This window comes from Bartonella sp. AA18HLJMS (genome assembly GCF_042197245.1).
Taxonomy (GTDB): Bacteria; Pseudomonadota; Alphaproteobacteria; order Rhizobiales; family Rhizobiaceae; genus Bartonella.
The window spans coordinates 46,519-59,104 of the sequence record NZ_JBHIRP010000009.1 but is presented as its reverse complement, the minus strand read 5'-3'; the positions used below and the strand labels follow the sequence as shown (position 1 = coordinate 59,104).

The 12,586-nt window shown below is 35.5% G+C and carries 9 protein-coding genes; 4 read left to right on the top strand and 5 right to left on the bottom strand.

Going from position 1 to position 12,586, the window contains the following annotated elements; genetic code table 11:
- Both ACFINW_RS06410 and ACFINW_RS06405 read right to left on the bottom strand, forming a co-directional pair.
- Positions 1–672, bottom strand: a complete 672-nt coding sequence (locus tag ACFINW_RS06410; protein ID WP_375621095.1) for a tetratricopeptide repeat protein — start codon at positions 670–672, stop codon at positions 1–3.
- Between the two features lie 574 nt (positions 673–1,246).
- Complete coding sequence (locus tag ACFINW_RS06405) at positions 1,247–3,019, bottom strand: SLC13 family permease (protein ID WP_375621096.1); 1,773 nt, start codon at positions 3,017–3,019, stop codon at positions 1,247–1,249.
- Positions 3,020–3,373: 354 nt separating this feature from the next.
- Between ACFINW_RS06405 and ACFINW_RS06400 the strand changes: the two genes are divergently transcribed.
- From ACFINW_RS06400 to ACFINW_RS06390, 3 genes are all read left to right on the top strand, one after another.
- A complete protein-coding gene (locus tag ACFINW_RS06400) occupies positions 3,374–5,080 on the top strand; it encodes a hypothetical protein (RefSeq protein WP_375621097.1) in 1,707 nt (568 codons plus the stop codon).
- A gap of 146 nt (positions 5,081–5,226) precedes the next feature.
- Positions 5,227–6,585, top strand: coding sequence for a Na+/H+ antiporter NhaA (nhaA, locus tag ACFINW_RS06395; RefSeq protein ID WP_375613536.1), 1,359 nt, complete (start codon positions 5,227–5,229; stop codon positions 6,583–6,585).
- 961 nt (positions 6,586–7,546) lie between these two features.
- Positions 7,547–7,795 carry a hypothetical protein gene (locus ACFINW_RS06390; RefSeq protein WP_375629565.1) on the top strand — a complete coding sequence of 83 codons (249 nt, stop codon included), beginning with the start codon at positions 7,547–7,549 and terminating at the stop codon, positions 7,793–7,795.
- A 1,396-nt stretch (positions 7,796–9,191) separates the two neighbouring features.
- Here the strand turns inward: ACFINW_RS06390 and ACFINW_RS06385 are convergent.
- A complete protein-coding gene (locus tag ACFINW_RS06385) occupies positions 9,192–10,448 on the bottom strand; it encodes an aspartate kinase (RefSeq protein WP_375612083.1) in 1,257 nt (418 codons plus the stop codon).
- Positions 10,449–10,636: 188 nt separating this feature from the next.
- Here ACFINW_RS06385 and ubiG point away from each other — a divergent pair, with 188 nt between their 5' ends.
- Positions 10,637–11,380, top strand: coding sequence for a bifunctional 2-polyprenyl-6-hydroxyphenol methylase/3-demethylubiquinol 3-O-methyltransferase UbiG (gene ubiG / locus ACFINW_RS06380; RefSeq protein WP_375629567.1), 744 nt, complete (start codon positions 10,637–10,639; stop codon positions 11,378–11,380).
- 20 nt (positions 11,381–11,400) lie between these two features.
- Here the strand turns inward: ubiG and grxC are convergent, their stop codons facing one another.
- Both grxC and ACFINW_RS06370 read right to left on the bottom strand, forming a co-directional pair.
- A complete protein-coding gene (gene grxC / locus ACFINW_RS06375; protein ID WP_375612081.1) occupies positions 11,401–11,655 on the bottom strand; it encodes a glutaredoxin 3 in 255 nt (84 codons plus the stop codon).
- 47 nt (positions 11,656–11,702) lie between these two features.
- Positions 11,703–12,488, bottom strand: a complete 786-nt coding sequence (locus tag ACFINW_RS06370; RefSeq protein ID WP_375613539.1) for a ComF family protein — start codon at positions 12,486–12,488, stop codon at positions 11,703–11,705.
- Between the last annotated feature and the right edge of the window lie 98 nt (positions 12,489–12,586).

Below are 12,586 nucleotides of genomic sequence, written 5' to 3'. Positions count from 1 at the left end.
TTATTCCTTATTTGTCTTGCCCTCAGCTTGTATAAGCTCAAGCATCATTCGAGCCCGATCTGTTATTTTTAAACCCAAAGAACCTTCTTCAGAAATTTTCTTAAAATAATAAACCGCCTCATCCATTTTATCCGCCTTATAAGCAGCTAAGCCTAAAGCTTCTCTTGCAGACATACGCATAGGATCGGTATCACTTGCCATATCTTTAATGCGCTTTTCAACATCAGCTAATGTCCCTGTATCAACCAGAATATAAGCCGCCCGAATTTTTGCAACTTTCTGCAAAATCTGCGGTGCTTTCTCATCCGCTGCAACAGAATCAAAGATCTCCACTGACTTAATAATATCACCTTTCTCCATGAGTAAAGAAGCCTCACGTAAACGAGCAAGAAAAGGATATCCCCCAAAATGAGAGGTTTTAACAGTTTCTAATTGCTTTATCGCTTTATCAAAATCACGTGTATCCACAAGATCAAGACTCTTTACAAATGCATCACCAATATAACTAGCTTTCTTTATTTGTGTATGATGATAAACTTGATAAGCAACTATCATGAATATAAAAAGAATAGCTGCTCCAATAATTGAAAAACCATACCGTCTCCAAAAAGCAAGCGCCTTTTCCTGACGAAATTCTGCATTCACTTCAGCAATAAAACTATCATACGACATATATCATACCTTGAAAAAAGTTACTTCACCTGTGCTTTTACGCATAAATGGATAAAGATGGTAGCCCTAATTAACTAAAAATCTTTAAATTACTCGTTTATTTATTTTAAATCAACATGTAGCCAATTCAATCAGATTTTTGCAACAGTCTTAATCGAAAATGATGTAAGCACCCTGTTTGTTCACATTACAGCTTTTACATATTATGAAAAATTCACTGCCTTAATATTTATCATGATTGCCTATCATCTCAAGCGAACTTTCTCTCCATTATATAGAGGGATAATCTTTTAAAGTCTTCAACCGCAATCGTTGGTTGTATTGGATTATACAATTTATAATAGAAAAACCAATTCTTGAAAAAACTTGAATAAACAGTAAATTTCCATGAATATCTACTAAAACCAAATAGATAAATTTTTATCTGTATCCAAAATACCGAAGCGCCATGATTACAGTGTGGTATAATTCCAAATCTTCAGTTAAAGCTCTTTATATAAAGTATATCCCTTCAACTTATCTTCATACGATTAACAACCTTTTATAATTGATCCTTAAAGTTTCTAAAAATATCCTATTGTAAGGGCCAAACCCACATAAGCATTGGAACAGCAATAATAACGATCAACACCGCCAATGGAGCACCCAAACGTGGATAATCACTAAAACGATATCCTCCTGGCGCCATCACGAGCATATTACTTTGATGTCCAATAGGTGTAAGAAACTCACAGCCCGCACCAATTGCAACAGCCATCAAAAAAGCTTCAGGCTTATAATGAAGGGAATGAGCAAAACTTGACGCAATTGGTGCTACCATCATCACTGTTGCTGCATTATTCAAAAATGGCGTGACCAACATAGCTGTCACCAACATAAGCGCTAAAGCACCGGATGGCGGGAAAAATATTGCCAATTGGCTCAGCCATTGACCAATGAGATCAGTACATCCTGTTTTCTCTAACGCTTCACTCACTGGAATAAGAGCCGCTAATAGCACTAATATTGGGCCATCTAATGCCTGATACAGATCACGCGCGGGCAAAACACGAAAGATCACCATTGCAGCAGCAGCAGAAAAGAAAGAAAAAGCAACTGGAACAATATGAAAAGCTGTAAAAATAATTGCTATAAATAAAACAGCTAAAGAGATGAAACCATGTCGTAAATTTCCAAACACAATATTTCGTTTTGCTAGGGGCAAGCATTTCAATTCTCTTAATAAATTTGGAATAACTGCATCCTGTCCTTGCAAAACAATCACATCTCCAAGATGGAAAATAATATCATCAAGTCTTCCCCGCACCCTTTCATGTTGACGACTTAACGCAAGCAAATTTACATTATAGCGATCAAATAAAGAAAACTCTTTCGCACTAATACCGATAAGAGGTGAATTATGGGTAATGACTGCTTCAATAATATCAATATCACTGTCCTTATCACCTGCAACAATAGTTCGCCCCTTAGAAAACTCTAAACGAGCAGAGTTCATCACGCTATCTAACCCTGTATGTGATCCTTCCAGCAAAATAATATCATTTTCAGACAAAACAAAATCTGGTAATGGTGAAATAGATACTTTGTTTCTGATGATTTGAATCACCATAACATCACCACTTGATGGCTTAACCAAATCAACAATATTTTTTCCCACAATCGGTGAATTTATTGGAATATGTACTTCTGCAACATAATTACGAATATCAATGGCATCATCAAACGATACACCTGAACGCACACGCACAGGCAAAAGCCAATAAAAAAGAACCAAATATACAACACCAGCCGTCGCAACAACCGCACCAACTGGTGTAAAATCAAACATAGTAAAAGGTGTTCCTGCTAAACGTTCTTGCATCGCTGAAATAACAACATTGGGAGATGTTCCTATCTGTGTCATAAGCCCCCCCAACAAAGAACCAAAGGCCATGGGCATCAAAAAGACAGAAGGAGAAACCTGAGAACGACGTGCAAACTGAAAAGCTATCGGAAGCATAATCGCCAAAGCACCAATGTTTTTAACAAACATTGATAATACGACAACAGAAAGAACCAAAAAAGCTAATTGAAGACGCACCGATTTCACGTCTGGCCATATCCGTTGGATAATAAATTCCATTATACCAGAGCGAGATACAGCAGTACTGACAACAAACACACTCCCCACGATAATAACGATATCATTACTAAAACCGCTAAAAGCTTCCTTCGGACTGACAAGACCAAGGGCACAAGCTATTAATAAAGTACAAATAGCAACAAGATCATAACGAAATCGATCCCAAATAAAAACAACCATCATGAGACCAATGATCGAAAAAGCCATTATTTGATTTTCTGTCATAACACTTACCTCTCCCCATTAAATTATAATGAACAAGAACATATTTTTTATGTTTTAAATATTCCTATAAACAGCAGCAAGATAAAAGCAGACATCGAAATATTTTAGGATAATTTTAAAGTGATAAAAAATTATGATGCGCATAAACTTGCCTCTCCTTATTATGCGTGCTTTTCTATAAAGTGCTGAACCCAAAGAAAATTGATAAAAGTTGATAAAGCTATATTGTAAAAAAGATGAGAATAACTCTAATATAGAGAGTAGATAATTGTTGAAACTGGTACACGCTATATTTAAACCTTTGTCGTTGCTTAAAAGAATTTATCTTCACTCTCAATTCAAAGAGTGGTAAAAATGAAAGAAGAAAGAATGGTCAATCTTAATAGTGGGTATCAAAGTAACCTCAGATATTGGCTCACTTGCATTATTGGATTTGTTGCTATCTTAGCAATTATAATTGTTGGTGGATTTTATATTGCAAAACCCTATCTTGACAGTTTTGTAAGAAAAGAAATAGCCCGTCATTCCATAAAAGCCGAAACATCTGAAGTAAGCATTCTAGGTAAAATCAATTTGAAGAATGTGACATTACCTGTTCCAGCTGGTACATCACTTAAAATTGGTGCCATTTCTGCCCGTCCTCCTCTTTCCTTTATTCCCGGAACTTTTACATTTTATAATGTTGATTTAAAGCATAATAATATTCACGTGCAAATTCCCCAAATTTCTCTTCGGAATGTATCCTTAAAAGAAAAGGATAGAACGATAACATCACGTCTTTTACAATCAATGATGCGTATTGAGCTTTCCTCAATTATTGCTCCCAATATACAACTTTCTATAGAAAATAAAAATAACCGAACAGAAACGGTTGAAATCAAGAATTTCCAGCTTTCTGATTTTAGAAATAACCATATCCATTCAGTTAGTATCAAAAATATGGATCTTAAAACGGTCGTAGCAAATGGTGCCAAACAGATGCAACTTATGGCTAAAAGTGATACAATAAAAGCCCATGATATCGATATCAACTATGCCTACTCTATCATTTTTGGAAAAAACAATGCTCTCAATCAAGGTAAAACCGTTACTGGCCCCATTTCTTTGAATAATATAAGTGTCGATATTTTTGAAGAGGCAGAAAAAAACAGCTCTTTCTTCCTTGGACAGTTTAAAACATCTGGTTTAAAGATGAAACCGCTTGAACAAACTCCTGAAAAATTAATCAAAGCTTATCTTAATGCAAGAAAAGAGAATAATAAAATCGCTGAAAAAGTAGCACAAAATGGTCTTCTTCTAAACATACTGCTCGCCATTACCTCAGCGGATGCCAAAGTTGATAATATCACCGTTGATATACCGCAGTTGAAAGCAACGCTCGAATCATTCCAATTCAAACCAAGTTTGTGGAAACAGCCTATCCCTAAAAAGCTTTTTCTTTCTCTCAATAACCTTTCCGTTTTACCTAAAAAAATGAATGAAAAAGACTTAAATTTGCTTAAAAAAATCAATCTTGAGCGCTTTAATGTTTCAGGAAAAATTGATATTTCTTACGATGAAAAAAAACGTATGCTCTTTCTTGATACAATGTCTTTCAATATGAAAAACGTTGGATCTGGGAACATATCTGCTAAGGTTATTGATGTTGATGAAAAGCTTTTTTCTGGTCAGAAAAATATAATGATTGCTGCGTCTCAAGACCTTGGCATCAATGAAATTAATATACAATATACGGATGCAGGTTTCATTGATAAGCTTTTTTCTTATCTTGCGCAAAACCTTAATGACAGCCAACATGATCTAAAAAAGGAACTTTATGACGATTTCTATCTAATGATGACGCAGACCCCAAAAATTCTTATAAAAAATCATGACGAAGCAGAAAAAATTTCAAAATCCTTAGGAGAATTTGCTAAAAATTCACAAACATTGATCGTTAAAATTAAAGCAAACGATAATAAAGGTCTCGCAATAGTTGATCTCGAATCTGCTCTACAAAATGATCTATCCAAGGCTTTAAGCAAAGTACATCTCACTATTAAAAATGAAACATCACCTTAAACATTTTGTGCTTTAAACATGATGATCTTACCTATAAATTAAGAACTTTATTCCTCTTTTTTCTTTTATATGATACAGAAGGTATCACACAGAGTCATTTATACAGAGAATATAGAATCTAAAATTGTCGATTCTTGGAGTTGTTCATGTCTGATTTATCTTCAAATCGCCTGCCTAATCGCGCTTCTCGTGTCACCAATCAAGCGCTTTCTGCTATCGAGCGTTTTCTCCATATTGAAGCTCTTAGTGGTGTTGTTCTTTTATTAGCTGCTGCTGCTGCACTTATTTTTGCCAATTCTAAATATGCTGCTTTCTATGAATCTTTTTGGCATACACCTCTTGGCTTTAATTTGGGTCATTTCACTCTTTCATGGGATTTACATTTCTGGGTTAATGATGCCCTTATGACTATTTTCTTTCTCGTCGCAGGAATGGAAATTCGACGCGAAATTCATGAAGGTGCTCTTGCCGATTTTAAACAAGCAATCTTACCAATTGTTGCTGCAATAGGGGGCGTTTGTGTTCCTGCAATTATTTACTTTATCTTTAATTTTAACGAGGGACATATCCGCGGTTGGGCTGTGCCAACAGCAACAGATATTGCCTTTGCTCTAGGTATTCTTGCTCTTCTAGGAAAAAAAATTCCTTCTAATCTTCATATTATTCTTCTATCATTAGCAATTATTGACGATATTATCGCTGTTCTTATTATTGCTTTTTTCTACTCAACAAACATTGATCCTAGCGGTTTAATGATTGCAGGAGCGGGTATTGCTTTGGTACTATTTTTTCAGTGGATCGGGCTTGCATCAGCATGGCTTTACATTTTACCTGGTGCAATCATTTGGTGGGGTTTAATGGTAACAGGTGTTCACCCATCGCTTGCTGGCGTAATCTTAGGGATGATGACTCCCGTTCTTCCTACCCGTACTCTTGTAGCGCCACTCACCATGCTCAGTAACGCTATGCAAATTCTTCAAGAAAAAAATACAAAAACAGATCTGCATCATATTTCAACAGCATTGAAAAAGATGCGCAAAGGACAACGGGCCATGATTGCCCCAGTAACACGTGTTCAAAAAGCATTGCATCCATGGGTTGCATACGGTATCATGCCAGTTTTTGCCTTCGCAAATGCAGGAGTAAGTTTTGCAAACTTTGATCTTTCTTCTGACAAATCATTCTTGATTGTTCTGGGTGTTGTAATTGGTCTTTTCATCGGTAAGCCTCTTGGTATTATCACTGCCAGTTATATAGCTGTAAAATCAGGGCTATGCCGCCTACCCCCTCATATGACCTGGACAGGCGTTTTACTCATTGGTTTTTTAGCAGGAATTGGCTTTACAATGTCTATTTTTGTTTCAATGCTCGCTTTTAAAGATATTATTCTGCTTGATGCGGCAAAAATTGGGGTCCTTTGTGGCTCAGGTTTATCTGCCCTTATCGGTCTGGGATATGGATTTATTTATATTAAGCGCAATAAAGGAATTTCTCATAGTTCCTAACAAACTAACTGAAAATACATTTTTATGCAGAACTTTTAAAAAACGATTTCGCTCATTTGTTGGGTTCGGACGATATTTAATGTAAAAGCTGTTGTCTCGCCTCATCTTTACACTTATGAAGGAGAAAACTAACATCATCATACTATTTACGAGCCTCTAATGTTACAACACCTTTGACTCTTAAGAAGACTTATAAGAGATATTTTTATTTCTTTCTTCAATATTCTTTTACTCATGCACCAGCTCCACTCATGATATGCACAGAAATGATTTTAATTGTTTCAATATAAAAGGCTTCGTGGTTTCAGAAAAGCTGCCTTTCGTCAGGACTATTATTCACTATAAAAAAATTAATTATTATGAATCAATATCTTATGTTTAATCATACGAAACAGATAAGAATAAGCAAAATTCAATAATCAGTTAAGTAATTCCATGGTTTATTTTTTTCCAATAAACCACCCTCCTCGTTACTGATTTTATTGCGGTATTCTAAATAACTTTAATTTTTATCTGCTTAAAAGCACATTATTTTTGGATAAAAAATATTTAATTTATCATTATAAATCTTGAATGGAGTTCAAATATCGTATGATTTCTTCATTTCAAATCTGTACATGATAAATCAATCAAGACTATTCTCTTACACGTCACAAGCCGAGGAGAAATATGGATTATTTGAAGAAAGAAGACTGCTTCACCATATCCATACAAGAGTTGTTCAACACGAAAACTAAAAATTAAATGATGACGGCCAACTGACACCTTTGATCTAAGAAGGAGATGGGGCGCACAATGGCTTTACCGTTATACCATTCATGGTCGGTGCCGTGAAATGGACTTGGGGGGCTTGAGAGATATTTTTTCAAAACAAGCGCGTAAATTGGCACTATAATAGCGTTTTGTTTTACGTGAAAGGTATATACGATTTAAATAACGCAATAAACAAAAACGTGAACCAATGTGTAATATCCATTATTTAAAAGATATTGCTGTCAATACCTTTGAAAATTGTAAAGCAGAATTAAAAGGAAGTTGGTTTTCACTTTTATGGCTTCATATTCTCACCCAATTAGGTTTTATCTCCATTTCAGAAATTACCCCACTAGGTATACGCAACATCCTTATTCCTATCTGGCATACAAAAACAGGAGTTGCTCGTAGGCCCCTTATCCGTCTCAATATACCATCAAATATGCATCTGCTCTGACATTAGATATTGATACAGGTAACAAAAAACAAAAGATTTATTTGGAATAACAACGTCATAACATCACTATTAAATTGACAATGGAGTGGAAAAATATTCCCGTTTTTTATCATCGACACATCGCTTGTCTCACTCCATGAAAGAATTAAACTTGAAGCATGCTTTCATAGGGAGCACTCTAGTTTACGTAATTAACTCGCGGGAAAAAAGAAACCCCTAGTCATTTAGACTATTCTAAAACATATGATTGATGGAAAAATAGAGCATATATATCGTTGTTCTCCCCTTTTTCCGCTCTTATTTGATATTTATTTTCTTTTTGTTTAAAGAGGTCGCTCTATATTTCTTGATACCATAAAATACTCTTCATAGATAATTTAAAAAGCAATGTTTCCGAGACTTTCGAATTTATACAACGCCACATAAAATACAAGAAGAGTAAAATAATATGGCTATATTTCTCACAAGAAGAGCTTTACTTACAAAGACCACCATTTGCAAAATATGTAAAAATGATAAGAAACTAGCACAATATACTGCAAAAACGAAAGAATGTATTTCATGTGTGATTGGCAGTATGACACAGAAAATACTTATAATAGAGTAGTTAAGGGAAGAAAGTTAACCTAAAGAACATATGGAGGTATCAAAAACTTTGTAAATCTTAATCATAATTCAAAAAAGAGAAATAGACATGGAAAAAATTTAAGTAATAAAATCATAAAAGCAACACACTGTAACATTATCATTAATTTTGATCTATATTTACATGATTTTATGAAAAGTACTTCTGAAGAAGCTATAAACGCATAATACATGGTAATTTTATAACTTATAGTGCAACATAAATATTATCTATAGAGATATATTTTTTATTGCCTCGTAATACGGAAAAAATTAAATTTTCAAGATATACATAAAGTCATAAACAATCATTTGATGACAAACTAAACATCTCTAGAAAATACATCATCAATTCTATTTTGGTAATTCCGTCACTAATCCAATGAGCTCCCATTTCTCTAAGATTTATAATATTAAATCTGTATTCACGAGGCTGTCCCTCATGTAACATGCATTCTTTGAATAAACGCAGTGCATTGTTCCTTAGTTCTATTAAGGCTTATCGTAAAGTCTTCTCCATCTCACTCTATAGGTTCTAAAACGTTTATAGACGGCATATTTTATATCCCTTCTTAAACCGTTTTTTACCCAAACATCTTTCTCTTGTAATGTATAAGTGACCATTTTAAATTCATCATGAACAAGTTTAAAATGAGAGAGTCCTGCTGTATTAAATATTCCATTTAAGTTAAAATATAAATATCCTTAACAAAAATTATTAATATATATTAAAGCTTTACGTTATTGAAACTCTGTTGAAACTAAAAAATACTTATCCCTTATCAAGTGCATAAACAGCATGTAATGTTCTAACCGCAAGTTCAGTGTAAGCACTATCAATCAAAATAGAAATTTTAATTTCTGAGGTCGTAATTGCTTGAATGTTAATACCCTTTTCAGCCAAAGCCTTAAATGCTGTAGCGGCAACACCTGCATGGCTACGCATTCCAATACCAATCACAGATACCTTGGCGAGATCGCTTTCAAACTGGAGAACATCAAATCCAATTTCTTTGCGATTCTTTTCAAGAAGTGTAACGGCTTTTTCTACATCTGATGATGGTACAGTAAAAGTCATATCAGTTTTTGAGCCATCTTCAGAAATATTTTGCACAATCATATCAACATTAATGCTTTCTTCAGCCAAGGGACCAAAAATTGCTGCCGAAATCCCTGGACGATCGGCAAGCCGACGAAGGGAAATTTGTGCTTCATCCTTAGCAAAAGCAATACCAGTAACATTTTGTTGTTCCACAATTTCATCCTCATCGCAAATAAGTGTTCCAGAAGAACTCATTGGATCCTCCATGCCTAACGCATCAGGATCCTCAAAACTTGAACGCACAAAGGTACGAACCTTATGAACCATTGCCAATTCAACAGAACGAACCTGTAAAACCTTTGCACCAAGAGAAGCCATTTCTAGCATTTCTTCAAAAGCTACTTTTGGTAAACGACGCGCTTTCGGCTCTATACGTGGATCCGTTGTATAAACACCATCCACATCCGTATAAATATCACAGCGATCAGCTTGTACAGCAGCGGCTATAGCAACAGCACTTGTATCTGATCCCCCACGCCCTAAGGTAGAAATCCGGTTATCCGGAGATAACCCCTGAAAACCAGCAATAACGGCAACCTGACCTTCCTGAAAACACTCGATTAAAAAAGATCCATCAATATTAGTAATACGTGCACGGCCATGCGCATTGTCTGTATGAATAGGAATTTGCCAACCAAGCCATGAACGTGCATTCACCCCCATTTCTTGAAGTGTCAAAGCCAACAAACCTGACGTAACCTGTTCACCAGAAGCAACCACAACATCATATTCACGAGCATCTCTATGCATAGAGGAAGCATCACTTGTCCACTGAACAAGTTCATTTGTTTTACCAGCCATCGCAGATACGACAACGGCAACCTCATTGCCTGCATCAACCTCTCTTTTGACATGCCTTGCAACATTATGAATACATTCAATGTTTGCTACAGATGTTCCACCAAATTTCATGACAATGCGCGCCATTAATAACACTCTTACCTTTACATCTCTTATCTCAAACAGTAATGAGAATTAGATGCTGTATCAACTAACCATTTTCTCGACATAGCGAATATCTATCATTTGTGCAAGTTTCATTATGATTATATTAATTTCTCTTGACTTTGTATAAAATCTACTTGACCTGATCATTAAAAATAAAGGAAGGCAACATGATCGATGAAACACAAACGACTATTGATCAAAGTGAAATTGATCATTTTTCACGTATTGCTACAGAATGGTGGAATCCACAAGGAAAATTTCGACCTCTTCACCAATTTAACCCAACACGCCTTGCTTACATCAGAGAAAAAATCTGTTTAGAGTTTAATCGTGACCCTTCTTCACTTACGCCCTTTCACAATTTGAAAATTCTTGATATTGGCTGTGGAGGAGGCTTGTTATCTGAACCAATGGCACGTCTTGGTGCTATAGTTGTAGGCGTTGATGCTGCACAAACAAATATTGAAGTCGCAAAAACCCATGCAGCTCAAAATGACCTTTTAATTGATTACCGCACGACGACAGCAGAAGTACTTGCCAATGAAGGAGAAAAATTTGATATCATCCTTAATATGGAAGTTGTTGAACATGTCGCTGACGTTAATCTTTTCATAGCAGCTACAGCAAAAATGTTGAAACCACAAGGGTTGATGTTTGTCTCAACACTCAACCGCACATGGAAAGCATGGGGGCTTGCTATTGTAGGCGCTGAATATATTCTACGTTGGCTTCCTAAAGGAACCCATGATTATAAAAAATTCCTAAAACCTCTAGAACTTAAAAATTTCTTATCAAAAAACGCTCTGACTGTCGTTGATGAGATAGGTATTACTTATAACCCATTAAACGACAGCTGGAATCGCTCAAAAGACATGGGCGTTAACTATCTCCTTCTTGCAAAACGGTCTTAAGAATATGTAATTTACAAATATTATATGCCTTGTAATAAAGAATTGAGCTTTCCCTCAGCCTCTAAAGCATAAAGATCATCACAACCGCCAACGTGATAATCACCTATGAAAATTTGTGGAAATGTATTACGTCCATTTGCACGCTGTACCATTTCTTGGCGAAGGGATGTGGAAGCATCAATATCTGTATACTTTACGCCTTTTTTATTAAGCAAATCACGTGCTTTTGTACAATAAGGACAGTTAGGGCGTGTATAAATTATTACCTCTTTCATAGTATTATCCTCCAATATTTTTTAATAATATTCATTTTAAATTCCTCTTAAGAAGAGGGAAAAATAGAATCTTCTTTGAGAACACGCGAAAATGTTAGCACATCAACCTGTCGTGCACCTGCATCTTTTAATGCAGCAGCTGCTGCTGTAACTGTTGCACCCGTTGTAAATACATCATCAATCAGCAAAACAGAACATCCTTTGAGATATTTTTTAACTTTATGCGAAACCTTAAAAGCATTTTTTACGTTAAGTTTTCTCTCTCTCGAAGAAAGACTAACCTGCGGACGGGTATGCCGACAACGAACAAGCCAACTCGGTTTTAAAAGCTTTTTTTGTGATGCTGCAATATAACGTGCAAGCTCAGCAGATTGATTATAACGCCTCTCCCAAAAACGACGAAAATGCAATGGAATGGGAATAATAACATCACAATCATCAATAACCTCGCGTCCAGCAAACATCATCCAATTGGCCATAAATGATGCCAATTCTATATGATCACCATATTTTAAGCGCGTTACTAAAGTTCGTGCAAGCCCTTTATGAACAATGACTGAGCGAACACGTGAAAAAGGATGGGAGTTACGGAGTGCTTCACCACTAAGAAAACCATCCCCCATATCACAAACAAAAGGAGTCCCCATAACAGGACAATAAGGTTTCGTGATAAATTGAAGATCTTTCCAACATTCGGAGCAAATCGTACCATAAGTAGAAACATTTTGCTTACATCCAGGACAAATTGGTGGATAAAGCATCGTTTTCAAGCGTTCAACGAACTTACTTAGTATATCTCCGCTATTTAACGCCGCTTCTCGAAAATACAACATTATAAATTTAGGCTTTTACAAGTTTCCCTCAGAACAAAAGTTCCTTTGTATTTCCTAAACTTATAATTTTAATTCCTTTAAAAACTCTTACCTTCTAT

What these genes read in the sequence shown, in the direction of transcription:
- ACFINW_RS06410 (WP_375621095.1), bottom strand. Translation starts at nt 672, where the DNA reads ATGTCGTATGATAGTTTTATTGCTGAAGTGAATGCAGAATTTCGTCAG.
- ACFINW_RS06370 (WP_375613539.1), bottom strand. Translation starts at nt 12,488, where the DNA reads ATGTTGTATTTTCGAGAAGCGGCGTTAAATAGCGGAGATATACTAAGT.
- nhaA (WP_375613536.1), top strand. Translation starts at nt 5,227, where the DNA reads ATGTCTGATTTATCTTCAAATCGCCTGCCTAATCGCGCTTCTCGTGTC.
- ubiG (WP_375629567.1), top strand. Translation starts at nt 10,637, where the DNA reads ATGATCGATGAAACACAAACGACTATTGATCAAAGTGAAATTGATCAT.
- ACFINW_RS06405 (WP_375621096.1), bottom strand. Translation starts at nt 3,019, where the DNA reads ATGACAGAAAATCAAATAATGGCTTTTTCGATCATTGGTCTCATGATG.
- ACFINW_RS06390 (WP_375629565.1), top strand. Translation starts at nt 7,547, where the DNA reads ATGTGTAATATCCATTATTTAAAAGATATTGCTGTCAATACCTTTGAA.
- ACFINW_RS06400 (WP_375621097.1), top strand. Translation starts at nt 3,374, where the DNA reads ATGAAAGAAGAAAGAATGGTCAATCTTAATAGTGGGTATCAAAGTAAC.
- grxC (WP_375612081.1), bottom strand. Translation starts at nt 11,655, where the DNA reads ATGAAAGAGGTAATAATTTATACACGCCCTAACTGTCCTTATTGTACA.
- ACFINW_RS06385 (WP_375612083.1), bottom strand. Translation starts at nt 10,448, where the DNA reads ATGGCGCGCATTGTCATGAAATTTGGTGGAACATCTGTAGCAAACATT.